Origin of the sequence: Bradyrhizobium sp. CCGE-LA001 (genome assembly GCF_000296215.2) — a bacterium.
Lineage (GTDB): Bacteria > Pseudomonadota > Alphaproteobacteria > Rhizobiales > Xanthobacteraceae > Bradyrhizobium.
Genome location: NZ_CP013949.1, coordinates 2,233,575 through 2,255,500, shown reverse-complemented (window position 1 = coordinate 2,255,500; position 21,926 = coordinate 2,233,575). Strand labels below are relative to the sequence as shown.

General features: G+C 65.0%; 21 protein-coding genes and 1 pseudogene. 8 read left to right on the top strand and 14 right to left on the bottom strand.

The genetic code is table 11. From position 1 onward, the window contains the following. Positions 1-41: 41 nt before the first annotated feature. The 8 genes from BCCGELA001_RS10715 to BCCGELA001_RS10680 form a co-directional block, all read right to left on the bottom strand. On the bottom strand, positions 42-1,211 hold the full coding sequence (locus BCCGELA001_RS10715) for a Gfo/Idh/MocA family oxidoreductase (RefSeq protein ID WP_060735262.1): 1,170 nt from the start codon (positions 1,209-1,211) through the stop codon (positions 42-44). Between the two features lie 106 nt (positions 1,212-1,317). Further along, the gene (locus BCCGELA001_RS10710) at positions 1,318-2,163 is read right to left on the bottom strand and encodes a CmcJ/NvfI family oxidoreductase (RefSeq protein WP_060735261.1); all 846 of its coding nucleotides are present in this window, start codon (positions 2,161-2,163) and stop codon (positions 1,318-1,320) included. Between the two features lie 328 nt (positions 2,164-2,491). Further along, the gene (locus BCCGELA001_RS10705) at positions 2,492-3,430 is read right to left on the bottom strand and encodes an ABC transporter substrate-binding protein (protein WP_060735260.1); all 939 of its coding nucleotides are present in this window, start codon (positions 3,428-3,430) and stop codon (positions 2,492-2,494) included. Beyond that, entirely contained in the window at positions 3,427-4,527 is a 1,101-nt protein-coding gene (locus tag BCCGELA001_RS10700) for an LLM class flavin-dependent oxidoreductase (protein ID WP_060735259.1), read from the bottom strand. Before BCCGELA001_RS10700 ends, BCCGELA001_RS10705 begins: the two co-directional genes overlap by 4 nt. A gap of 30 nt (positions 4,528-4,557) precedes the next feature. After that, positions 4,558-5,730, bottom strand: coding sequence for an acyl-CoA dehydrogenase family protein (locus tag BCCGELA001_RS10695; RefSeq protein ID WP_060735258.1), 1,173 nt, complete (start codon positions 5,728-5,730; stop codon positions 4,558-4,560). Continuing rightward, a complete protein-coding gene (locus BCCGELA001_RS10690) occupies positions 5,724-6,515 on the bottom strand; it encodes an ABC transporter ATP-binding protein (RefSeq protein ID WP_060735257.1) in 792 nt (263 codons plus the stop codon). The genes BCCGELA001_RS10695 and BCCGELA001_RS10690 overlap by 7 nt, the downstream gene beginning before the upstream one ends. Further along, positions 6,509-7,531, bottom strand: coding sequence for an ABC transporter permease (locus BCCGELA001_RS10685; protein ID WP_008557051.1), 1,023 nt, complete (start codon positions 7,529-7,531; stop codon positions 6,509-6,511). Before BCCGELA001_RS10685 ends, BCCGELA001_RS10690 begins: the two co-directional genes overlap by 7 nt. Continuing rightward, positions 7,509-8,612, bottom strand: coding sequence for an ABC transporter substrate-binding protein (locus tag BCCGELA001_RS10680; protein ID WP_060737593.1), 1,104 nt, complete (start codon positions 8,610-8,612; stop codon positions 7,509-7,511). Before BCCGELA001_RS10680 ends, BCCGELA001_RS10685 begins: the two co-directional genes overlap by 23 nt. Before the next feature lie 415 nt (positions 8,613-9,027). Here BCCGELA001_RS10680 and BCCGELA001_RS10675 point away from each other — a divergent pair. Then, positions 9,028-10,065: pseudogene (locus BCCGELA001_RS10675) on the top strand (ABC transporter substrate-binding protein). A 126-nt stretch (positions 10,066-10,191) separates the two neighbouring features. Here the strand turns inward: BCCGELA001_RS10675 and BCCGELA001_RS10670 are convergent. After that, the gene (locus tag BCCGELA001_RS10670; protein WP_008557032.1) at positions 10,192-10,644 is read right to left on the bottom strand and encodes a hypothetical protein; all 453 of its coding nucleotides are present in this window, start codon (positions 10,642-10,644) and stop codon (positions 10,192-10,194) included. Positions 10,645-10,926: 282 nt separating this feature from the next. On the opposite strand from BCCGELA001_RS10670, the gene glgC reads away from it, so the two are divergent. From glgC to BCCGELA001_RS10655, 3 genes are read left to right on the top strand one after another with little or no spacing between them, the layout of a single operon-like run. After that, positions 10,927-12,189 carry a glucose-1-phosphate adenylyltransferase gene (gene glgC, locus BCCGELA001_RS10665; protein ID WP_060737592.1) on the top strand — a complete coding sequence of 421 codons (1,263 nt, stop codon included), beginning with the start codon at positions 10,927-10,929 and terminating at the stop codon, positions 12,187-12,189. Then, complete coding sequence (gene glgA / locus BCCGELA001_RS10660; RefSeq protein ID WP_060735256.1) at positions 12,186-13,640, top strand: glycogen synthase GlgA; 1,455 nt, start codon at positions 12,186-12,188, stop codon at positions 13,638-13,640. The genes glgC and glgA overlap by 4 nt, the downstream gene beginning before the upstream one ends. Before the next feature lie 51 nt (positions 13,641-13,691). Beyond that, positions 13,692-13,952, top strand: coding sequence for a SemiSWEET transporter (locus BCCGELA001_RS10655; RefSeq protein ID WP_008557016.1), 261 nt, complete (start codon positions 13,692-13,694; stop codon positions 13,950-13,952). Between the two features lie 212 nt (positions 13,953-14,164). Here BCCGELA001_RS10655 and BCCGELA001_RS10650 read toward each other — a convergent pair whose 3' ends face one another. After that, positions 14,165-14,959 (bottom strand): DODA-type extradiol aromatic ring-opening family dioxygenase, encoded by a 795-nt coding sequence (locus BCCGELA001_RS10650; RefSeq protein ID WP_060735255.1) that lies wholly within the window; start codon positions 14,957-14,959, stop codon positions 14,165-14,167. 154 nt (positions 14,960-15,113) lie between these two features. Here BCCGELA001_RS10650 and BCCGELA001_RS10645 point away from each other — a divergent pair, with 154 nt between their 5' ends. Continuing rightward, positions 15,114-15,293 carry a hypothetical protein gene (locus BCCGELA001_RS10645; RefSeq protein ID WP_060737591.1) on the top strand — a complete coding sequence of 60 codons (180 nt, stop codon included), beginning with the start codon at positions 15,114-15,116 and terminating at the stop codon, positions 15,291-15,293. A gap of 7 nt (positions 15,294-15,300) precedes the next feature. On the opposite strand, the gene BCCGELA001_RS10640 is transcribed toward BCCGELA001_RS10645, so the two are convergent. Both BCCGELA001_RS10640 and BCCGELA001_RS10635 read right to left on the bottom strand, forming a co-directional pair. Continuing rightward, positions 15,301-16,755, bottom strand: coding sequence for a carboxylesterase/lipase family protein (locus BCCGELA001_RS10640; RefSeq protein ID WP_008557002.1), 1,455 nt, complete (start codon positions 16,753-16,755; stop codon positions 15,301-15,303). Positions 16,756-16,823: 68 nt separating this feature from the next. Continuing rightward, positions 16,824-17,072, bottom strand: a complete 249-nt coding sequence (locus BCCGELA001_RS10635; RefSeq protein ID WP_060735254.1) for a hypothetical protein — start codon at positions 17,070-17,072, stop codon at positions 16,824-16,826. 191 nt (positions 17,073-17,263) lie between these two features. Between BCCGELA001_RS10635 and BCCGELA001_RS10630 the strand changes: the two genes are divergently transcribed. From BCCGELA001_RS10630 to BCCGELA001_RS38130, 3 genes are all read left to right on the top strand, one after another. Next, positions 17,264-19,951, top strand: a complete 2,688-nt coding sequence (locus BCCGELA001_RS10630; protein WP_060735253.1) for a flavin-containing monooxygenase — start codon at positions 17,264-17,266, stop codon at positions 19,949-19,951. A 124-nt stretch (positions 19,952-20,075) separates the two neighbouring features. Beyond that, the gene (locus tag BCCGELA001_RS10625; protein WP_008556977.1) at positions 20,076-20,348 is read left to right on the top strand and encodes a hypothetical protein; all 273 of its coding nucleotides are present in this window, start codon (positions 20,076-20,078) and stop codon (positions 20,346-20,348) included. An 83-nt stretch (positions 20,349-20,431) separates the two neighbouring features. Further along, positions 20,432-20,737, top strand: a complete 306-nt coding sequence (locus tag BCCGELA001_RS38130; protein ID WP_008556975.1) for a hypothetical protein — start codon at positions 20,432-20,434, stop codon at positions 20,735-20,737. A gap of 256 nt (positions 20,738-20,993) precedes the next feature. Here the strand turns inward: BCCGELA001_RS38130 and BCCGELA001_RS38285 are convergent, their stop codons facing one another. Together BCCGELA001_RS38285 and BCCGELA001_RS10615 are read right to left on the bottom strand one after the other, a co-directional pair. Next, positions 20,994-21,149: a hypothetical protein gene (locus tag BCCGELA001_RS38285; RefSeq protein WP_008556973.1), complete on the bottom strand. Its 156-nt coding sequence runs from the start codon at positions 21,147-21,149 to the stop codon at positions 20,994-20,996. Between the two features lie 103 nt (positions 21,150-21,252). Beyond that, positions 21,253-21,771, bottom strand: coding sequence for a septal ring lytic transglycosylase RlpA family protein (locus BCCGELA001_RS10615; protein ID WP_008556971.1), 519 nt, complete (start codon positions 21,769-21,771; stop codon positions 21,253-21,255). Between the last annotated feature and the right edge of the window lie 155 nt (positions 21,772-21,926).

Below are 21,926 nucleotides of genomic sequence, written 5' to 3'. Positions count from 1 at the left end.
TCCTACCCTCCCCTGCGCTCCAGGGGAGGGTAGGAGAGCCCCTACAACACCACCCGTCGCCCCTCCTCCGCCGCCCAATAGCCGGCGTAGTTCACCTTGATGGTCTCATAGGCCAGCGCGAGGTCCGACAGCGGCTGGCGGCCGGTTGCCACGCATTCCATGAAGTCCTGGATCTCCTGCAAGTAGCCGCGCGTCCATTCCTCTTCGAGACAGACATATTGCCAGCCAGTCTTCCGATCGACCTTCTCGGTGATGTAGACGCTCGCCAGCTTTTCCTCGCTGGTCTGGTAGCTCATCAGATGCGTGTTCGGGGTGATGTTGGCGAACAGCGAGCCGCCGCTCGTATAGGTCTCGATCAGATTGCGTACTCCCCCCATGATCATGTCACCGGAGAACACGGTCGCCTTGGTCGCGTCGGAGAAGGTGGCGGTGAGCGTGCCCCAATCCTCGACGTCGACCGGGTTGGCCTTGATGTAAGTCCGCTCTTCTGGCTTCAGCCCCGCGGTAATGTTGCCGACATCGCAGGTGACGCTGGCGACGCGGATGATTTCGCCGCGCGCGTTGGCTTCGACCTGTTTCAGATACAGCACGGCCGAGAGCGGATGACAGCCCATGCGAATCAGCGAGCCGCCGCCGGTCATGGCCCATTGTGCGGCATGCGCCGCGTGCGAGCCGGAATGGCTCTCTTCGCCCTTCATGAACAGGACCTTGTCCTTGGTCGCCTTGAGGATCTCGGCGGTCTTGGTCACCGCGGGCGCGTAGATCCAGTCCTCGGCATACATGAAGAGCTTTCCGGTACGCTCGATCGCGGCGCGCGTCGCATCCATCTCCTCCAGCACGCGCTCATACATCAGCGCCTTCGGCACATGCTTGCCGATCGGCTGCGCATCGCCCTCGCGGCCGAAATAGCCGGCAAAGGGCTTTTCGCAGATGACGTGCTTGCCGGCCTGCATGGCACTGATGATCATCCCGGCATGGAGATTGGGCGGCGTGCAGATGTCCACGACATCTATCTCGCCGTCCGCGATCAGGTCGGCAAAACTGCGATAGACGCGCGGGATGCCGTGGCGGGCGGCGAAGTCGACGACATGGTCGCCGCGCGCGGCCACCGCCGCGACCTCGACGTCCACGCCATAGACGCGCCGGAACGCATACATATGCAGCTCCGACACGAAGCCGCAGCCGACGAGTCCCACCCTGATTTTGGCCATAGTCCCTCATCCCTGTTTGGGCGGCACTATAGCGCGCTGACGATCCTAATCCACCGGGACCCGGGAGCACCGCCGGGACGAGGCCCGGCAGTGCCATCACCCCTCGTTACTGCTTGTGGAACACCAGAGTGCGCACCTCGATGCTTTCGCGCGGCGCGGCATCCAGCGGCGTCGTCGGATCGACGAAGGCCGTATGCGGCCCGAACCGGGTGCGGCCGTCGGTTGCGGAATCGTAGCATTTCAGCAGTAGCGCCTCTTCCGGGGTCATCTCGGGAAAATAGAACCAGCCATGGTTCGGATTGTACTTCACTGAATAGGTTTCGCCGCGGCGATTGGGATAGATCAGATCGGAGGCGACGAGATCATCAGGCGCGACCGTCGTGCCATCGGCCATCGCCAGCGGTGAATCGCGCAAGGGACCCCGGATCGGCCGCCACAAATTGATCACCTGCACCCGGCCCTTCAGCAACTCGTCGGCTTCGTCAGGCAGATGCTCGCGCACGCGGTTGGCACCGGAGATTGCGGTCTGGTCGACATGGACGCGCGTCGCGGGCTGGCGCGGGCCGCCATCACGGATGTCGGCGGCACCTTCGACGCGCTTGCGCACGGTGTGGTCGAAGATGACGACGCGGTCGGCCTGCAGCGTCGCCCGCAGGAACGCCTCGACGGCGGGATAATAGACCGCCCTCACCTCCGCGTCGTCATAGAAGTCCTTCACTCGTGTCGGATGGCGCACCAGCGCAAAGCCTTCGCGGTCGAGCGAGAAATTCTGCGCGATCAACCGCGCGTCGAAGATCGGCACCTGATGCGGCTCGGCCAACGCCGTGCTCTTCGGCTCGCCCGGCGGCGGATCGAACGCATAGGTGCGCGGCTTGCCTGTGACAGGCGCGAGATAGTTGAGTTCGGCGGTGACGAAGGGAAGCGACTCGATTTTTGTTTCTTGCAGGCCCATGGCCGGTCTCCCGATGTGGTCGTCGGATTGATTTTTGCTGGGATGCGGCGCGCCGCAAGGGAGGTGGTGCAAATAGCAATGCGGGTGTTGTCGGGAGCGGGGAACGAAGAAAGAAAGCGCCGAGGAATGCGCGCATTATGGAAGCGCTGTTCTCCATCTCACGAGGGCTTGAGAGGCTTGTGAGATCTCGTGCCCCGGACGCAGCGCATCACGCAGTGGTGCGCTGCTGAGCCGGGGCCCATCTCACCGCGAGCACACTGCGCAGCATGGGTCCCGGCTCTGCGGAGCAGCGTTTCACGCTGCGCCGCGTCCGGGACACGAAACAGCGCTACAACCCCGCCTTCGCAATCGCATCCGTGAACGTGCGATCCACGATCTCGGCCGCATCTAACTTCTGCTTGATCAGTCCCCAGCGGAAATAGAGATCGATCGTGCTTTGCTCGTCAGCGACCACGCCGTGGTCGATCGGCGCGATGCGGATCTTGGCGCGCGACAGCCAGTTCTGCGGCACTGATGTCGGGATGTTCATCAGCCGGCCCCAGGTCGCAGCATAGCTGTCGATATTGCTCAGCGACCACGCCCGCGCCGCGGTGAGGCGGCGGATGAAGTCCGTCAGCTCCGCGCGCTTGTCCCTGATCGCGTCGGGCCGCGCGACCTGGAAGCTCAGCCCCGGCGTCAGGCCTTCCGAGGTGATGATGCGACGCGATTTGAACAGCACCTCTTCCTGGCTGACATAGGGCTCCCAGGTCGACCACGCATCGACGGATCCTTGCGTGTAGGCGATCTTGGCATCCGAGGGCGCCAGGTAGGCAATTTGCACGTCGCTCGCAGCCCAGCCGTTCTTCTCGAGCGCGGCGAGGATGAGCTGATGGCCGATCGAACCGCGACCGGTTGCGATCTTTTTGCCCCGTAGATCGGCAAAGCTCTTGATCGGCGAACTCTCCGGCACGAGGATTGCGAGGCCCTCGCGGGTCTGCCGGATCGCGGCGATCGCCTTGACCGGAGCACCGGAGGCGGCGGCGAAGGTGAAGGGCGCGTCGCCGACGAGCCCGGTCTCGATCGCGCCGGCGCTGAGCGCCTCCAGCAAGGGAGCGGCCGCCGGAAATTCCTTCCACTCGATCTTGTAGGGAACGTCCTTGAGCACGCCGGCGACTTCCATCACGGCCTGCGCATTGCCCTTCTGGTCGCCTACCCGCAGGGTGGTTTGCGCTGTTGCGAGCTCGAACGAGCCGAACAGCAGCGCGCCGGCCAGCATGAGGCGGATCATTCCGCGGCCTCGCCGCGCACGGCCTGACGCTTGGCGACGAGTTCCCGCGTCAGCGGAATCAGCTCGCGGCCATATTCGATCGCGTCGATCAGCGGATCGAAGCCGCGGATCAGGAAGTGGCTGATGCCGAGGTCGTAATAGTCGCCGAAGACTTCGGCGACCTGCTCGGGCGTGCCGACCAAAGCGGTGGTGTTGCTGTTGGCGCCGGTGAGCTTGGCGATCTCGGTCCACAGCCGCTTGTCGATGCGGCTGCCCTGGTCGGCGAGTGCAAGAAGGCGCCGCGCACCGGCGGTAGCGTGACCGTCGGCGGGCTTGCGATAGCCGGTCTTGTCCTGAAGCGCGGTAGCGCGCGCCAGAATCTCTTCCGCCTTCTCCCAGGCTTGCTTCTCGGTCGGCGCAATGATCGGCCGCACCGACAGGCTGAAGCGCGGCGTCGGCCGCCCCTGCCGGACCGCTGCGTTATGGACGCGCGAGGTGACGTCGCGCACCTGCGCATAGGATTCGCCCCACAGCGCGAAGGTGTCGGCATGCTTGCCGGCGACATCGATCGCCGCATCCGAGGCCCCGCCGAAATAGACGCGAATGCCTTCTGGACGATACGGCTTCACCTGCGAGAACGCGTTCTCGACCTGGTAGTACTTGCCCCTGTAGGTGAACGGCTTGTCGCTGGTCCATTCCAGCTTGAGCACGTCGAGGAATTCGGAGGTGCGGGCGTAACGCTCGTCCTTGTCGTCGAGCGTGTTGCCGTCCTGCCGGAGCTCCGTGGCGTTGCCGCCGGTGATGACATGCAGAGCGACCCTGCCGCGCGAGAACTGGTCGAGGACGGCGAGCTGCCGGGCCAGCAGCGTCGGCGCGGTGAAGCCGGGCCGCTGCGCGATCAGCACGTTGAGACGTTCAGTGTGATTTAGGACGTGCTGGGCCACCTGGAGAGCGTCGGGCAAGGTCGAATGAAACGCCAGCAGCGCACGATCGAAGCCCGCATTCTCGTGCGCCTTCGCCACCGCCTCGATGTGGGTGGGATCGAGGACCGGACCTTCGCGGACCACAGTTTCGGACGAATTGTTGTTGCTGATGAAGCCGATGAACTCGATCGACATGATCGTCTCCCTGATTGTTTTCCGAATAGGCTAGAGGCCCAATGCGGCGCGGCCGAGGCCGATGCGCGTGGAATCGTCCTGCGGCGTGTGCACGCGCCCGCACAACACGTCGCGATAGTGCCGCTCCAGCGGATTGGTGCGGGACAGGCCGTGATTGCCGGTGAGCGACAGCGCGTCCTCGACCACGGCGACGGCATTGTTCGTCACGGTGAGCTTGATGACGTTGGACTCGCTTCCCGAGAGCTGAACACCGTCATCGAAATCACGCGCAAACGTGTCGATCAGTCGCGCATTGACCGCAAGCCGCGCCTCGATGCCGCCGAGGATCTCCTGTGCCCGCGGCAGGCTCGCCAGCGGCGCGCCGAGGCTGGCGGGAACGCGCTGCTTCAGGAAGGTGATCAGCCAGTCGCGGGCGGCGCGGGCGACGCCGTCATAGATCGCGGCAACGAAGAGCGTGTGGACGCTCGCCTGCGTGACGTCGAGCGCGCGCCACTCGGCGGGCTTGCGCACATCGACCTCTGCGTCGAGCGGGATCACGACGTCGTCGAAGATCACGTCGTGGCTGCCGCTGGCGCGCAGGCCGTGATGGTCCCAGGTCTCGACGATGCGCGTGCCCGGTAGGCCCGCCGGGACCAGGAACTGGCCGACGCGCGGCTCGACCTCGTCGGTCCGCGCCCAGACCAGGTACCATTTCAGGATCGGCGAGCCCGTCGAATAGATCTTGTGGCCGGTGAGCCGCCAGCCGGTGTCGGTGCGCCGCGCGATCGTCGCCGGCAGGCCGCCGCGGGCGGGGGAGCCGAGCTCGGGCTCGACCCGCAGCGCGTTGACCAGCGCGAGGCCCTCGACGCTTTCGCGCGCCAGCTTGCGCGACAGTTTCGCCGGCCAAGTCGGGCTGCGTGCCATCACCAGATGATTGATGTAGTGCATCGACAGCACCAGCGCGGTCGACGGGTCAGCCTTGCCGATGATACCGAGGACGCGCGCGGTGTATCGCGCGCCGGCGCCGGCCCCGCCATGCGCCGCGGCAACCGTCAGCGAGAGCAGTCCTGCTTCGGACAGCTCGCGGAAGTTCTCGAAGGGAAAGCTGCCAGTGCGGTCGTGCTCGGCCGCGCGCGCGGCGAAGCCTTCGGCAAGCACTTCGGCGCGGGCGATGTAGTCGGGCTCGCTGTGGGCCGCGCGGCCCTTGGCTACAGGCGTTACCATGTGGCATCCAGTCCCAAGAGGCCGAGGATCTGGCGGCGCAGATCGGCGAGATATGGATCGCCGCGATGCCGCGGATAAGGCCGATCGACACGGATGTCGGCCTTGACCCGCGCTGGACGGTCGCTGAACACGATGACGCGGTTGGCGAGCACCAGGGCCTCTTCAGCATCATGGGTCACCAATAACGTGGTGAAGCCCTTGCGCTGCCAGAGCGCAACGAGCTCGGCCTGCATGGTGATGCGGGTGAGCGAGTCGAGCTTGCCGAGCGGCTCGTCGAGGATCAGGATCTTGGGATCATTGACCAGCGCCCGGGCCAGCGCGACGCGCTGCGCCATGCCGCCGGAGAGCTGGTGCGGATAAGCGTTGCGGAACGACGCCAGCCCGACGAGATCGAGCGCAGCATCGACGCGGTGACGCTGGCTCTTCAAAATGCCCTGGGCCTCGAGGCCCAGGGCGACGTTGTCCCAGACCGACCGCCAGGGAAACAGGGTCGGATCCTGGAACACGACGACGCGCGAGGGATGCGGGCTTCGGATGCGATCCTCGTTCTCCCGCAACCTTCCCGCCTTGGGCTTGTCGAGCCCGGCGACCAGCCGCAACAGGGTCGACTTGCCGCAGCCTGAGGGGCCAAGCAGCGCGACAAACTCGCCCGGCTCGACCGAGATGCTGACGTCGCTGAGCACCGGCAGCTCGGCGCCGTCGATGTCAAAGGCGTGGCTGACCTGCTCGATATCGAGCGCGGCGCCAGCGGCAGGATGCGTGACCGCTTCGGCCAGAGCTACCATTTCACAGTCCCCTTCTGCCAGACCAGGAGGCGATCGCGGATCGAGAACAGCAGCGTGATCGCGCCGGAGCAGAGCAGCGACATCACGATCAGCGCCGCATACATGTTGGCGTAGGCGGCCCAGCCCTGCGCCCATTGCAGGTACCAGCCGAGGCCGGCCTTGACGCCGATCATCTCGGCGACGACTAGCACGGCGAACGACGACCCCAGCCCCATGAACAGGCCGACGAAGACGTGCGGCAGCGCTGCGGGGATCGCGACCTTCAACACCAGGAAGGAGGGCTTGGCGCCCAGCGTGCGCGCGACGTCGTAATAGGCGTTGCTGACGCTCGCAACGCCCGACCAAGTCAGCACGGTGACGGGGAAGCCCGTCGCCAGCGCGATCAGGAAGGTCGAGGCGCTCCAGCTCGACGGGAACGTGAAGAAGGCGATCGGCAGCCAGGCGGTTGCCGGCAGCGGGCCGATGAAGCGCAGCACCGGATGCACCCAATAGCCGACCCCGCGCGACCAACCGATCGAGACACCGGTGAGGAAGCCGACCGTAGCGCCGATCAGATATCCGCCGAGCTGGAGTTTGACCGAGGCGAAGACGCTATCGAGCAGCTTCGGCAGATCGTCGGTATAGACCTCGATGATCGCCTGCGGCGGCGGAAAGAACGGCAGCGGCAGCCAGGCGAATTTCGCGGTCGCGACCTCCCACACCGTCAGGAACGCGCCGAGCGCGACGAGCCAGGGCGCGCGGCTGTGCACGGCTCGACCGGCAGAGCCGAGATAATCGGCCCCGATGGTACCGAACAGCGCGATGGCGGCGATGATGAAGGCAGCAATGCCGAGCGAATGCGTGCGCGACCAGTCGCCGACATCCTGCCACCACAGGCAGGACAGGCCGAAGGCGATCCACGCGATGCTGGCGAGCACGCCGACGCCGGATTCCCGGATCCAGCTTGCCAGCAGCGGTGCGCGCGAGACGCGCGGCGCGCCGGAGGCAAGCCCGTCAGACAGCGAATACGTCGACATAGATGCGCTCCGCGAATTTGGCCGTGTCGGTGCTTTGCTTGAACACTTGCACGCTCTTGAGATCGTCGGCATAGGCCTTCAATTCGCGCTTGAGCACGTCGCCGACTGGATGATGATGGTGGGTGTGGTAGCGCACCATGCCTTCGATATCGGCGAGCGTCGCCGCCTTCGGCGCGTAGGGCTGGAACGATTTTGCCGCCACCGTCGCATTCTGCGCCGTGAACATCGCAGCATCGAGCAGCGCCTGCGTGATGGCGCGGGCGACCTGCGGCTCCTCGCGCACCAGGCTGCCGCGCAGGCCGAGGATGCAGCAGCTCTTCTCGCGATACTCGCCGTCGAGATTGGAGGCGACTTCCTTGTATTGGGTGTCCTTGAGCCAGAGATAGGCCAGCGGATCGGACGACAGGAACGCCTGCACCTCGCCCTTCTCGACGGCGACGTTGAGCAGGTTGCCGGGATAGGCACGCCAGTCGACGTCCTTCACGGGGTCAATGCCGAGCTTGGCCAGCTGAATCGAGAAGAAGTTCTTGTCGGGCCCGGCGAGATCGCCGACCGCAACGACCTTGCCCTTGAGATCGGCGAGCTTGGCGACGCTGGAATCGGTGCGCGACAGCACGCGCATGCAGCCACCATGGGTGCCCGCGGCGATCTTGACGTCAAACCCCTGCTCCAGCGGCTTCAGCCAGCGCAGCGCCATGCCGAGGCCGGCATCGCTCTTGCCCGTCGCGATCGCCTCGAGCAGCTGGTCGGTCGAGCCGGAATAGTTGACGAGCTCGACGTCGAGATTGTGCTTCTGGAAGAAGCCGTGCTCGATCGCGACCGGCACCGGCGCGAGGCAGACTGCGCCCGCATTCCACGACAGTTTCAGATTGCGCGGCGCGCCGGTGAGCGCGGGCGCGTTCGATGCCGTCCGGCACAGCGGAAACTCCGAGAAATCGACGCCGGCCGTAATCCCGCCCGGCGCGAAGGCCTGCGCTGCACCGAACGCGCCAAGCGGCGCGGCGAAGGCTGCAGCCAGGCCCGCCTGAAGCAGATGGCGCCGGTCGAGCTTCGATCCGCCGCGCTCGTCATTGTTGTTCATCGGTCCCCGCTCCTGCGCTGGCACGGCTCCGCCGTTGGCGCGACGCGTGGCGTTGCGCATGTTCCGTGCGGAGCTGCGTTGAGAGAATGTCGTTCTGCGGCGCTTCACGCGCCGCGTTGATGCGATGCGCAAATCATGCGGCGCAGTCGCCTCATCGTCAATGAAATGGAATTTCGAATGTTGCGCGAAGCGAGGTCATTCTCTCCATCGCCGCACGCGGGAACGATGAAGGATTTTCGCGAATGCAGTTGCCAACGCCGAGCGAAGCGGGGCACGCATCTGCATCATTCCTGTGCAGCTCTCCGTCGCAAGCATGCCGTCTTCTCACGCGCGGCCGTTCGATGAAACGTCCTTGCCTGAGGCGTGCGCAATACGAACGGCCATTTCATTGACGGCGCATCGCGCGCTCATAGACTTGATTATCTCGCTGCATCGTCGCTCACGCGTCGTGAGCAAAGCAACAAGACAGGCCACATGCGCATCAACTCCCGTCATCATCCCATCACCCGCCGGTTCGCAGTATCGCTGTTCGCCGCCGCAATTACCTTGTCGACGGCCGCCGCGACCTTCGCCGCCGAAACCGTCGTGCTGCGCGTCGGGGACCAGAAGGGCGGCAACCGCTCGCTGCTCGAGATCTCCGGCTATGCGAAAGACCTGCCCTAAGATCGAATGGTCGGAATTCCCTGCGGCCGCGCCGATCCTTGAAGCGCTCAACGCCGGTGCGCTCGACGTCGGCTATACCGGCGACCTCTCGTTCCTCTCGGTCTACGCGGCTGGCGCGCCGATCAAGGCGATCGGCGGCACGCGGTCGGACGCGAAGACACAGGCCATCCTGGTGCGCCAGGACTCGCCGATCAAATCGGCCGCCGACCTCAAGGGCAAACGGCTCGCCGGCACGCGCGGCGGCTGGGGCCAGTTCCTGATCGACGCCACGCTGGAGAAGGCGGAGATCAAGCTCGAGGATGCGACCTTCGCGCCGCTCGGCCCGATCGACGCCAAGATCGCGCTGCTCGCCGGCTCGATCGATGCATGGGCGGTGTGGGAGCCCTACGTGTCGTTCGCAACGCTGAAGGACAAGGCCCGCGTCATCGCCAACGGCGAAGGCCTGACGCCAACCATCACCTTCATCGTCGCCTCCGACAACGCCATCGCCACCAAACGCGCGGCGGTGCACGATCTGGTACAGCGCTTGAACAAGGCGCGGCTGTGGTCGCTGGATCACCTTCCCGAATACGCCAGGAACACGGCTGAACTGACCAAGCTGCCGGAGGATGTGCTGCTGTCTGCCTACACGGCGCAACGCACCAGCCCGATCGTCATCGACGAGAACGTGGTGAAGGAGGTGCAGGCGGCCTCCGACCGCTCGACGCGCTACGGCATCCTGCCGAAAAAGCTCGACGTGAGCAAAGCCGTCGACCGCAGCTTCACCGCCGCGGCCTCCGGATCGAATTAAGCGGAGGCGGCGAGATGCGTGGGCTTGATCTCAAGGCCGGCCCGCTGCATCTCGCCGCGATCGTGCTCATGCATCTCGCATGCATGAGCCTGATCGTGTGGCTCTCGCTCTAGCCGCGCGAAGCCCTTACCAATAGCCGCGATAAGGCCGGTAATACGACCGATAGTAGCCGTAGCGCGGACCGTAATATGGGCGATAGGCGCGATAGCCGTAGTAGCGCGGACGCGCGTAGTAGCCACCATACCCGTAGCTCGGCCCGTAACCATAGTAGGCCGGCGCATAACCATAGCCGTAGCCGGGATATCCATAGCCGCCGTAATACGGGCGGCCATAGCCATAACCATATCCGTACGGTGCGCCGGCGGCGATGGCACCGCCGATGATCGCGCCGGCGGCGAGACCGCCGATACCCCATCCCCAGCCGCCGCCGCGCCAATGCACCTGCGTGACATCGTTGCCGGCCGCAGCCTTCATCGTCGCGACATTGGTCGGCAGCGGGGCTGCCGTCGCCTCCTGAACTCCGCCGGCGACGACCGCGCCGGCCAGCGCACAGGCAATTGCCGTTCTCCAGATCCTCATCGTCCTACTCCCTGTCTGACGTTTCGCTTGGAAAAGGATCGCAACACCATGATCGGGCATCTCGGCGCCAAGTCAAAGCCGGAATTTGCGTGCGGCGCACAAGCCGCGCCCACGGCGCGCTGCTGGATCGCCAAGACCAAAGCATTAAGCTTCCCATGCTCGCAACCAACAACCTACTTCCCGATTGACTATGCATACCATTACTATCGGTTCCAATGGGCGCGGGACCGCGGGGCATTTCGCGACAAAAAGCCCCGATATGCCAGAGCTTGGGAGGATCACATGAGTGCCGTCGGTAATGAGCCGCTTGCCCGTCAGGCGCTGGCGTTCGTCCTGGCCGGGGGGCGCGGCAGCCGGCTTCTGGAGCTGACCGACCGGCGCGCCAAGCCCGCCGTCTATTTCGGCGGAAAATCCCGCATCATCGATTTCGCGCTCTCGAACGCCGTGAACTCCGGCATCCGCCGAATCGCGGTCGCGACCCAGTACAAGGCGCACAGCCTGATCCGGCACCTTCAGATGGGCTGGAACTTCTTCCGTCCGGAGCGCAACGAGAGTTTTGACATTCTCCCCGCCAGCCAGCGCGTGTCCGAGAACATGTGGTATGTCGGCACGGCGGACGCGGTCTACCAGAACATCGACATCATCGAGTCTCATGCTTGCCGGTTCATCGTCGTGCTGGCCGGGGATCACATCTACAAGATGGACTATGAGGTGATGCTGCGCGAGCATGTCGAGAGCGGCGCCGATGTCACGGTCGGCTGCCTCGAGATGCCACGAGCGGAATCTTCCGGCTTCGGCATCATGCATATCGACGAGAAAGGCTGGATCCAGTCGTTTCTGGAGAAGCCGAAAGACCCGCCGCCGATGCCTGGCAAGCCGGACGTCTCGCTCGCCAGCATGGGCATCTACGTGTTCAACGCGAAATTCCTGTTCGACCAGCTCAAGCGCGACGCCGAGGATCCGGACTCCAATCACGATTTCGGCAAGGACATCATTCCCTACCTCGTCAAGAACGGCCGCGCCTTTGCGCACCAGTTCTCGACCTCCTGCGTGCGCTCCAGCGCCCACAACGGCGCCTATTGGCGCGACGTCGGCACCGTCGATGCCTATTGGTCGGCCAATATCGACCTCACCGACGTCGTGCCGGAGCTCGATTTGTTCGACCGCGCATGGCCGATCTGGTCCTATGCGGAGATCACGCCGCCGGCCAAATTCGTCCATGACGAGGAGAGCCGGCGCGGCCAGGCCGTCAGCTCGCTGGTCTCGGGCGGCTGCATCATCTCGGGCGCGTCGCTGCGCCGCTCGCTGCTGTTCACCGGCGTGCGCATCAACTCCTACGCCAATGTCGAGAACGCCGTGATCATGCCGTATGTGAACGTCGGGCGCGGTGCTCGCTTGAAGAACGTCGTGATTGACCGCGGCGTCGAGATTCCGGAAGGCCTCGTCGTCGGCGAAGATCCCGAGTTCGACGCCAAGCGATTCCGCACCACCGAGCAGGGCATCTCGCTGATCACGCAGCCGATGATCGACGGGCTCAATAAATGACGCCTGTTCGCGTCCTCGCGGTCGCTTCTGAAGTCTATCCTATCATCAAGACCGGCGGGCTCGCGGATGTCGCCGGCGCGCTGCCGGTTGCGCTAAAGGCACACGGTGTCGAGATGCGCACTCTCATGCCGGGCTATCCCGACGTGACGCGGATGCTCGCAGGCGCGCAGGAGATCCGGCGCTGGCCGGACTATTTCGGCGGGCCGGGCCGGCTGCTTGCTGGCTCTTATGACAGCCTCGACCTGTTCGTGCTCGACGTGCCGCATCTCTATGCGCGTCCCGGCAACCCCTACGTCACCAGTGAGGGCCTTGACTGGCCGGACAACGGCGTGCGCTTCGCCGCGCTGTCACGTGTCGCCGCCGATATCGGTCATGGCCTGGTTCCGGCCTTCGTGCCCGACATCGTTCATGCCCACGACTGGCAGGCGGGGCTCGCGCCGGCCTATCTGCATTACGACAACCGTCCGAGGCCCGGCACCGTGATGACCATTCACAACATGGCCTATCAGGGCAAATTCGCGCCTGAGCTGATCGGCGCGATCGGCCTGCCCTGGCATTCCTTCAACGTCAACGAGCTCGAATATTTCGGCGGCATCAGCTTCCTGAAGGCCGGCCTGCAATTTGCCGATCGCATCACCACGGTGTCGCCGACCTACGCGCGGGAGATCCAGAGCGACGAAGGCGGCATGGGGTTCGGCGGCCTCTTGCGCGGACGCGCCGGCGTGCTCAGCGGCATCCTCAACGGCATCGATATCGAGGTGTGGAATCCGCAAACCGATCCGCACATTGCCTACCGTTTCGACGTGAAGGATCTGACGTTTCGGGCGGCGAACAAGGCGGTGCTTCAGCAGCAGTTCAATCTCGATTCCTCCGACGAGGCGCCATTGCTCGGCGTCATCAGCCGCCTGTCATGGCAGAAGGGGCTCGATCTCCTGCTCCAGGCCATTCCGACCATCTTGCGCGAAGGCATGCAGCTCGCGCTGCTCGGCAGCGGCGACCGCGATCTCCAGGATGCCTACCAGGCCGCCGCGCGCGCCAATCCCGGCCGCATCGGCGTCGTGATCGGCTACGACGAGATTTTGGCGCATCTGATCCAGGCCGGGTCGGACGCGCTCATCGTGCCGTCGCGCTTCGAGCCGTGCGGACTGACTCAGCTCTGCGCGCTACGCTATGGCGCGGTCCCAATCGTCTCGCGCGTCGGCGGCCTCGAGGACACCATCGTCGATATCGGCGAGGCCGACGCGTCCGGCCGCGATGCCACCGGCTTCAAGTTCGGCCCCGTCACAGCCGACGCTCTCGCCGGCAGCCTGCGCAAGGCCAACACCGCCTTCCACGACAAGGTGACCTGGCGCCGACTGCAACGAAGCGGCCTTGCGACCGACGTCTCCTGGCGTAACCGCGCCGGCGACTATGCTGCGCTCTACCGCGACCTCATGGCGGCCCGAGCGTAGAGCGTTCGGCTCGAAGCATGGCCCTCGTCGAATCCATGCTATAGAGCCGGCATGGACCCCTTCGTCATCAAGCTGATCGGCTTTGCCGCCGCCACCTGCACCACGGTGGCCTACGCGCCGCAGGCCATCAAGGTATGGAAGACCCGCTCCACGGGCGACATCTCGCTCGGCATGTTCCTGGTCATGGTGCTCGGACTTGCGCTCTGGCTGATCTACGGCCTGCTCTCCGGCGACGCTCCGCTCGTCGCCGCCAACGCCATCACCATGGTGCTCGCCGGCGGCATTTTGTTCATGAAGCTGAAATACGGCTGAGCTTCGTGCGACCTGAGCGCGCGCCTCGTCCTTCGAGACGACCGCTTCGCGGTCTCCTCAGGATGAGGCTATGCAGCATCGGTGCTCGTTGAAACTAGTGCCGCACACTCGATCCTCATCCTGAGGGCCCGCCAAGGGCGGGCGTCTCGAAGGATGGCCGCAGACGAAATTGCTCCCATATGCGATTGCCTGCCCCAAGCAGAGCGACGAAATCATCCGAACACATACGACGCCATCGCTACGTTCGAGACCTCGTCGACGAAGACGCGCTTGCCGGTGTCGCTGCCGGCGGCGCCGGCTGCGACCATCAGCGGCAACAGATGATCCTCGCGCGGATGCGCAAGGCGCGCGCTGGGGGCATTCTCCCAATCGACCAGCATCGCATTGCGGCGCGCCGCATCCGGATTGCCGATGGCCTCGTTCAGATAGGCCTCGAAGTCATACGAGACCGGCTTGGACTCCGGCCGGTTGAAGCCGCGCATGTTGTGGTAGGTCAGCCCGCTGCCGACGATCAGGATTCCTTCGTCGCGCAAGCGTGCGATCGCCTGCCCGACCTTGATATGCTCGGCCGCGTCATAGCTCGATTTCAGCGACAGCAGCACGATCGGCATGTCCGCATTCGGATACATCAGGCCAAGCGGCACGAAGGTGCCGTGGTCGAAGCCCTGGTTGGGATCCTCCCGGCAATCGACGCCGGCACGCGCGAGCAGCGCCTTCACTTGCGCGGCGAGCTCCGGCTGGCCCGGCGCCGGATATTTGAGATGGTAGGTATGCTCGGGGAAACCGTAATAGTCGTACACCATCGGCGGTTGCGCCGAGGTCGACACGGTGAAGTCGTCGGCCTCCCAATGGCCGGTGATGACCAGCACGGCCTTCGGTCTCGCCGGCAACAGCTGCGGCAGCCGGGCGAACTCCGCGGCGGTCTTCGCATATTGCACCCGTCGATCCTCCATGAACGGCCAAGGGCCGCCGCCATGCGACAGGAACAAGGTCGGAAATCGCGTCATGGGCTGGTGTCTCGTCGGCAACAGGCGCGTGCGAGCTGCCCGCGCGACCGGCGGCGAGCATAGGCCAAGCCGTATGGTTAGCAAGCCGTTAACGATTTGCCTTCCAAAATCCCCGGACATGGCCGAAGCAGTCGGCCAGATGACGAGGACGAAGATGAGGAAGTTTGCGCTGGGGGACGTCGTCAACAGTGACAAGGGCCGCCGCGGCGTCGTGCGCGCCGCCTTCAAGTCACGGGAAGGCCTGCAGTTCTATGCCGTCGAGAAGGACGGCGCGATGGACTATCTGGAGGAAAGTCGGCTAAGCCCCGCGCCGCGCGTCGAACTCGCGGCTTAAATCCAACTCATTTCCTGCTCTCACCTGCCAGCCGATCGAGACGCTCCACCAAGGGGTCGTCTCCGCTCGCGATGCCGTCATTCGTGACGAGCAGCAGGCGATCGCGGTCTGCGGCTGCGTCCCAATGGGGGAGACCCGGACCATTGGGATTGCCGCTTCTCGCGAAATTGATCCAATAGCCGCGCATGCGGCTCGCGACCTCGCGGTCGCGCCGCGACAGGATGCCGGCACCGGGGACGCCTTCGACGCCGAAGATGAACTGCAACTCGCGTCCATGCCCGGGATCGGTATTTGCCCGCTTCGCCTCGGGCACATAGCCGAAGCGATAGCGAAAGGTCGGCGCGCCGGTGGCGGCATGAAGACGAGCCAGCAATCGGACCGGTTCGGCGAATACCTTGTCGGTATAGAACCTGGCCTTCAGTTCCGAGGGGTTCGAAAGGTCGGGATAGAGTTCGCGCAGACCGTCTATTCCGCTGTCCTGGGCTTCTGATTCACCGCCGAAACGCGTCTCGTCGTCATTCGAGCCGATGATGAGAGGGATGCGGCTTTCGTATCGCGCGGTGAATCCCGTAACGATCTCCTCAGTCACCAGGCTCCCATCCACGACCGGGCCAAAGGCACGCGTGAATTTCGCCAGGGTGCGATCTTGAGCAGCCAGCAGCTTCGCCGGCGGGACGTCCCGCAAGTCCGAGTCGGACACGAACTCTGCGGCGAACTGCGCACTCACGAGCTCGGCCTCCCGCCGTGACTGCAGAGCGGCGCGGCCGGGCAGCGATTGCAAAATGGCTTTCTGGAATAGACCGCGAGCTTGCCCGCACAGCATCAGCAGTGCGATCGACGTCGCGCCTGCACCGTTGCCGAATAGTGTGACATTGTTGGGATCGCCACCGAACGCCGCGATGTTGTCGTGCACCCAACGCAGTGCCGCGATCTGATCCATCAGGCCGTAATTGCCGGAGCCGTCATCCGGCCGCGCCGGATGCGTGAGCCAGCCGAGCACGCCGAGGCGATAATTCACGGTGACGACGATGAGGCCTGCCTGCGCCAGCCGGGCGCCGTCGAACAGCGGATCGTTCGCGGTGCCGCTCACGAAGCCGCCGCCATGGATGAACACCATCACCGGCAGCGGACCGTCGACCCCGAAGGGGCGAAACACGTTCAGCGTGAGGCAATCCTCGCGCGCGGCAGGCAGCGATGACTGAAGGCACGGCGCGCCGTAATCATAGGCGGTGTGCATCTCCGAACTCTCATCCGTCGGCTGCGGCGCGCGCCAGCGCAGCGCGCCGATCGGCGGCGCGGCATAAGCAAGTCCTTTGAAGGAGGCCACCTCGCCTTCGACGGCGCCGAGCATCTGTCCTTCGCGCGTCAACGCGAATGGAAATTGTCCGACCGGCTGGGCCGTGGCCAAGCCGGCGCAACATAGCACCATGGAAGCCGCAACAAGCGCGAGCACGGAGCGCATCTTCGAAGCATCTCGATGCAACGGTTCCGGCAGGTTACGTCCGCAGCCGTGAGCGAGGCAAGCGCGACCTAACCGCCCTTGGCGAGTAGCTCCGCCAGCGCCCGGCGCGCGGTGATGCCGAGTTCGCCGAGCGTGGAGTGTCCCGCCTGTGCGGCCTCGATCAGGCGCTCGGCGATGAACCTGCGGCTGTCGTGATCGCCGCCATGCGGCAGTTGCCGGCACGTCTCCTCCAGGACGACGTCCATGTTCGCTTTGGTTCGCTCATTCAACTCTGGCATGACGCTCGGGGGATACGCGTGGCTTGTAGCCGCAAGCATACACAGACGGATCAGGCATGATTAGCCCGGATAAGCACGGCCATTGTGCATCGCGATGCGTGTAGCACCGCAAAGATTCACTCGGCCATGATGCCGCCGCAAACGACCACCGAGGATTGCACTTGCTGTGAAGACAAGCTGAACCTGCAGCGATAGCCTGCCGGCAAAACAAAACATACGGGAGGAATGCCATGCCTGACGCGATGGTTGCCACACGTGCCTCCAACGAGCGCGGAACGGCCCAAGAGGTCGACGTCGCCGTGGTCGGTGCCGGATTTGCCGGCCTCTATCTCCTGCATCGCCTCCGCAAGGCCGGCTTTAAGGCAGTTGCCCTGGATGAGGCCGGCGATGTCGGCGGCACCTGGTACTGGAACCGCTATCCCGGCGCCCGCTGCGACATCCAAACCATCGATTACAGCTACACCTTCGATCCCGAACTCGAGACCGCCTGGACCTGGTCGGAGAAATACGCCACCCAGCCCGAGATCCTGCGCTATCTCGGCTTCGTCGCCGACCGCTATGACCTCCGGCGCGACATCCGCTTCAAGACCAAGGTCACCGAAGCCAGATGGGACGAGGGCGCCGAGCGCTGGCTCATCACCACCGACAACGGCGCGCCGGTCTCCTGCCGTCACTACATCATCGCGACCGGCTGCCTGTCGGCACCGAAGCCGCCGGAGATCGACGGCGTCAAGGATTTCAAGGGGGAGGTCTATTTCACCGGACGCTGGCCGCATGACGGCGTCAACCTTAAGGGCAAACGCGTCGCCGTGATCGGCACGGGCTCCTCGGCCGTCCAGTCGATCCCGCTGATCGCCGAGCAGGCCGCGCATCTGACCGTGTTCCAGCGCACGCCGAATTTCGCGCTGCCCGCGCATAACGGCCCGGCGCCGTCGGACCGCATGAGCCTGCTGCAAAGCGACCGTGCGGCCTATCGCGAGCAGGCGCGCCAGTCGATGGCCGGCGTGCCTTACCCGCAGCAGACGGTCGTGAGCTGGCAATTGAGCGACGCCGAGCGTCGCGAGCGGTTCGAACGCGCCTGGGCCGCCGGCGACCTCGTCCACATCCTGACGCAGCTCTGGGCCGACCAGGCCGTCGATGTCGACGGCAACAAGATCGTCCAGGACCTGATCCGCGAGAAGATCCGCGCGGCCGTCAGAGATCCCGAGACCGCTGCGGCGCTGATGCCGGATGATCATCCGTTCGGCGCAAAACGTCCCTGCCTCGATACCAATTACTACGCGACCTACAACCGGCCGAACGTCACGCTGGTCAATCTGCGCCAAGAGCCGATCAAGGCGATCACGGCGAGCGGCATCTCCACGAACGGCCGCAGCTTCGATCTCGACGTCATCGTGTTCGCGACCGGCTTCGACGCCATGACCGGCGCGATCCGTGCCGTGCATCCGATCGCGGGGCGCGGCGGCAAGTCGCTCTCCGACGTCTGGGCGCAGGGGCCGCAGACCTATCTCGGCCTCACCGTCGAGGGGTTCCCGAACTTCTTCATGATCACCGGGCCCGGCAGCCCGTCGGTGCTGTCGAACATGGCGGTGTCGATCGAGCAGCATGTCGACTGGGTGGTCGATCGCCTTGCCACGCTGCGCGATGCCGGCTTCACCACGATGGAGCCGACCGAGACGGCGCAGGCGGGCTGGGGCCGGCACATGGCCGACTGCGCGATGCTGACGCTGCACCGGCTCGCCAACACCTGGTACACGGGCGCCAACGTGCCCGGCAAGGTGCAGGGCCTGATGCCCTATACCGGAGGCGTCGGCCCCTATCGCAGCATCTGCGACGAGGTGGTGAGCCGTGGCATGCTCGGCTTCAAGCTCACCGGCCCCAATGGCGCTACGCAATCCAATGACGGCGAGGTGGTGCGCCTCCAGCCCGACGTGCGGCTGGTGCTGAACCTGCTGGCATCGCTGAACCTGCCGCCGATCGAGTCGATGGGCGCGCTCGGCGCCCGCGCCTTCGTCAACGAGTTCAACAAGGGCCGCCCCGCGGGCCGGCCGATCGGCGAGATCGTCGACGGCACCCTGCCCATTGCCGACGGCGCGCTGCCTTACCGCGTCTACAAGCCGGCAACGCCGGGGCCGCATCCGGTCGTGGTCTATTTCCACGGCGGCGGCTGGGTGCTCGGCGACGAGCAGTCGGACGAGCCGTTCTGCCGCGACATGGTGCGGCGGACCGGCATGATCTTCGTCAGCGTCGGCTATCGCCATGCGCCGGAGCATCGTTTCCCCACCGCGGCCGAGGACGGCTATGCGGCAACGCGCTGGATCGCCGAACACGCCGCCGAGCTCGGCGGCAAGCCAGGCCCGGTGCTGGTCGCCGGCTGGAGCGCCGGCGGCAACATCGCCGCCGTCACCTGCCAGCTCGCGCGCGACCGCGGCGGTCCCGCCATCGCCGGCCAGCTTCTGGTCTGCCCGGTCACCGACTGCACCTTCGATCGGCCCTCTTACGAGGAGAATGCGACCGCGTACTTCCTGACACGCGGGCTGATGTACTGGTTCTGGGATCTCTATTGCTCGCCGGCCGACCGCACCGATCCGCGCGTCTCGCCGCTCCGCGGCAAGGTCGCCGGCCTGCCGCCGGCCTTCGTCGTCACCTGCGAGTTCGATCCGCTGCGCGACGAAGGCGTCGCCTATGCCGAGGCGATGGAAGCCGCCGGTGTCCAGGTCGAGCAGCTCAAGGCGCGCGGCCATTTCCACTCGTCCTTCGCGATGGTGGACGTGGTGATCACGGGCGCGCCGGGCCGGCTGCAGATGGCCGGAGCCTTGCGGCGCTTCGCCGGGCTGCCGCCGGAGCTCAGCCGCGGCGATGAGAGCAACCAGGGCCATGCCAGCCCGGGCCACAGGATCGCAGCCGCCGCCAGCTGAAGGCGCAAGTGGCCGGGAACCTTTTCCCGGCCACCGCGTTGAGGGCGTGGCATTGAGATGCAGCGACAGGCGTAAGCCCCGGTGCGCAAGTCCGCGTACTGGGGTTCTTGCGTGAGGCGGGACGATGGGAGACGTGGCTGGGGATTCAAAGGTCGATTTCGGCGCGCTTGCAACGCTGCATAAATGGCCGTCGCTGGCCAATCAGCGCCAGCCCGACCGGGAGCCTTACCAGGTCATCGAAGGCACGCTCGACGATTGCATCTCGGCGTTTATGGCCAAGCCGGCGGCAACCCGGCACCTCTACGAAATCCGCACCAAAGCGCAGCCACCGCTCGTCACCGAGATCCTCTCACCCGAGCATGTCCTCGAGCTCTCGCGTTTGAGGGAATTTCTCTGAGCGCTTCACAAGCCTGTGCGTAGGAACCTTCTTCTGGTTTTTCCCGTTGTCGGAGATCGGAAGCCAAGACGCGAGCGCCTCACATGCTTGAAGCTGGCCTGCCCTCTCCGGTCGTGCCCTATGGCGCAGACCAGACCCTGTTCGTGGTGATCGATCGCCTCGATCGATCGACCGAGATTCGCATCGAGCGCAGCGATCTCGAAGCCACCATCGGCGAGCTCGTCGCCGGCTGCTTCAACGATCCCGTCAAGGTGATCTCGTTCAACACGCTCGAGCACTGGATGAAGGACATCTCGACCGATGTCGCCGGCGAGATCAAGGCGCGCTGCGATATCGACGGCGTGACGCTGCCCGACTATCTCAGCGACTTCGTCGAGAGCCACAGCTAAGCACGTTACGCCCAGCTGCAACGGCAACAAAAAAGCGCCGCTTCTGCGGCGCTTTTCGTGTGGCCGACCTTAATTACCGCCAGAACAACGCCAGCAGCAGAACGATCGGCAGTGGAATTCCAAGCATCCAAAGCAAAGCACCTCGTCCAAGACCCATGATGTCCTCCTCTTGTATCGCCGGGATGACGCCCGAGAGAAAGGGAAGTTCCGCACCTCGCAGCGGGGCGAAATGCAACTAGGGCATGGAACGCAGAAGTTATGCGCTGCGGCGCTTGCCGGCGATGACCTCGATCTCGCGGCGGCGCTCGCCTGCGAAGGTCAGGAGCTTTTCGATCGTCAGCGTATCCGTGATCCGTTTGGCCAGCCGCTCGGCACGCGCGGCCTGATCTTCGAGATACTGGATCGTGGTCAAACGCCGCCTCCCCCGAAAGCCCCAAAATTGTTGGAGAGCCATGGTGCTTGAGAAGCCGCTAACAGCCGGTTAAGCGGCGCAATGTCGATCTCGCTGAAACGACCTACTGCACGACGTCGAGCCGGACATTGGTGATGCCCTTGTCGACCATGCCGAGCGCCTCGGCCGCGGACGGCGACACGTCGACCACGCGCCCACGAATATAAGGCCCGCGATCATTGACCCTGACGGTGACGAAGCGGCCCGAGGAGGTGTCGGTGACGCGCAGCTTGGTGCCGAATGGCAGGGTGGGATGCGCGGCGGTCAGCTCGTTCTTGTCGAACTTCTCGCCGCTCGCGGTCTGCGTATCCGAATAGAAGCTGGCAACGCCGTGCGAGGCCGTCTGCTTTGCCTGACCAACGGGGACACGCGCCCGGCTGATCGGGCGCGGATGCAGCGCGGCCACCTTCTGCGGACGCTCCACCGCGGCCTGCCGGCCGGTACCTGCGAGATCGGCCTTCTGGCGGCCGACCGGCGATTGCGCACAGGCGGCGAGCGAGGCGGCGCCGGCGATGGCGAGCAGCAGCCGGCACGAAGTTGCGAAGGAAATCCGGGCAGTTTCGGCACGTGCAATGCGAGACATGGTACGCCCTCCGAACAGCCGGATTTTCGGTGGGCAATGAGGGCAGAACCTTGTCGGAACAAAAGCAGGCGTGCGGCCGCCGCCGTTTCGCGCCAGCTGTGACGATTCCACCACAGTCGCTGTCCTGAATCAGGACAGGCTCGCAAGATGAGCCG

What these genes read in the sequence shown, in the direction of transcription:
- BCCGELA001_RS10715 (WP_060735262.1), bottom strand. Translation starts at nt 1,211, where the DNA reads ATGGCCAAAATCAGGGTGGGACTCGTCGGCTGCGGCTTCGTGTCGGAG.
- BCCGELA001_RS10710 (WP_060735261.1), bottom strand. Translation starts at nt 2,163, where the DNA reads ATGGGCCTGCAAGAAACAAAAATCGAGTCGCTTCCCTTCGTCACCGCC.
- BCCGELA001_RS10705 (WP_060735260.1), bottom strand. Translation starts at nt 3,430, where the DNA reads ATGATCCGCCTCATGCTGGCCGGCGCGCTGCTGTTCGGCTCGTTCGAG.
- BCCGELA001_RS10700 (WP_060735259.1), bottom strand. Translation starts at nt 4,527, where the DNA reads ATGTCGATCGAGTTCATCGGCTTCATCAGCAACAACAATTCGTCCGAA.
- BCCGELA001_RS10695 (WP_060735258.1), bottom strand. Translation starts at nt 5,730, where the DNA reads ATGGTAACGCCTGTAGCCAAGGGCCGCGCGGCCCACAGCGAGCCCGAC.
- BCCGELA001_RS10690 (WP_060735257.1), bottom strand. Translation starts at nt 6,515, where the DNA reads ATGGTAGCTCTGGCCGAAGCGGTCACGCATCCTGCCGCTGGCGCCGCG.
- BCCGELA001_RS10685 (WP_008557051.1), bottom strand. Translation starts at nt 7,531, where the DNA reads ATGTCGACGTATTCGCTGTCTGACGGGCTTGCCTCCGGCGCGCCGCGC.
- BCCGELA001_RS10680 (WP_060737593.1), bottom strand. Translation starts at nt 8,612, where the DNA reads ATGAACAACAATGACGAGCGCGGCGGATCGAAGCTCGACCGGCGCCAT.
- BCCGELA001_RS10670 (WP_008557032.1), bottom strand. Translation starts at nt 10,644, where the DNA reads ATGAGGATCTGGAGAACGGCAATTGCCTGTGCGCTGGCCGGCGCGGTC.
- glgC (WP_060737592.1), top strand. Translation starts at nt 10,927, where the DNA reads ATGAGTGCCGTCGGTAATGAGCCGCTTGCCCGTCAGGCGCTGGCGTTC.
- glgA (WP_060735256.1), top strand. Translation starts at nt 12,186, where the DNA reads ATGACGCCTGTTCGCGTCCTCGCGGTCGCTTCTGAAGTCTATCCTATC.
- BCCGELA001_RS10655 (WP_008557016.1), top strand. Translation starts at nt 13,692, where the DNA reads ATGGACCCCTTCGTCATCAAGCTGATCGGCTTTGCCGCCGCCACCTGC.
- BCCGELA001_RS10650 (WP_060735255.1), bottom strand. Translation starts at nt 14,959, where the DNA reads ATGACGCGATTTCCGACCTTGTTCCTGTCGCATGGCGGCGGCCCTTGG.
- BCCGELA001_RS10645 (WP_060737591.1), top strand. Translation starts at nt 15,114, where the DNA reads ATGAGGAAGTTTGCGCTGGGGGACGTCGTCAACAGTGACAAGGGCCGC.
- BCCGELA001_RS10640 (WP_008557002.1), bottom strand. Translation starts at nt 16,755, where the DNA reads ATGCGCTCCGTGCTCGCGCTTGTTGCGGCTTCCATGGTGCTATGTTGC.
- BCCGELA001_RS10635 (WP_060735254.1), bottom strand. Translation starts at nt 17,072, where the DNA reads ATGCTTGCGGCTACAAGCCACGCGTATCCCCCGAGCGTCATGCCAGAG.
- BCCGELA001_RS10630 (WP_060735253.1), top strand. Translation starts at nt 17,264, where the DNA reads ATGCCTGACGCGATGGTTGCCACACGTGCCTCCAACGAGCGCGGAACG.
- BCCGELA001_RS10625 (WP_008556977.1), top strand. Translation starts at nt 20,076, where the DNA reads ATGGGAGACGTGGCTGGGGATTCAAAGGTCGATTTCGGCGCGCTTGCA.
- BCCGELA001_RS38130 (WP_008556975.1), top strand. Translation starts at nt 20,432, where the DNA reads ATGCTTGAAGCTGGCCTGCCCTCTCCGGTCGTGCCCTATGGCGCAGAC.
- BCCGELA001_RS10615 (WP_008556971.1), bottom strand. Translation starts at nt 21,771, where the DNA reads ATGTCTCGCATTGCACGTGCCGAAACTGCCCGGATTTCCTTCGCAACT.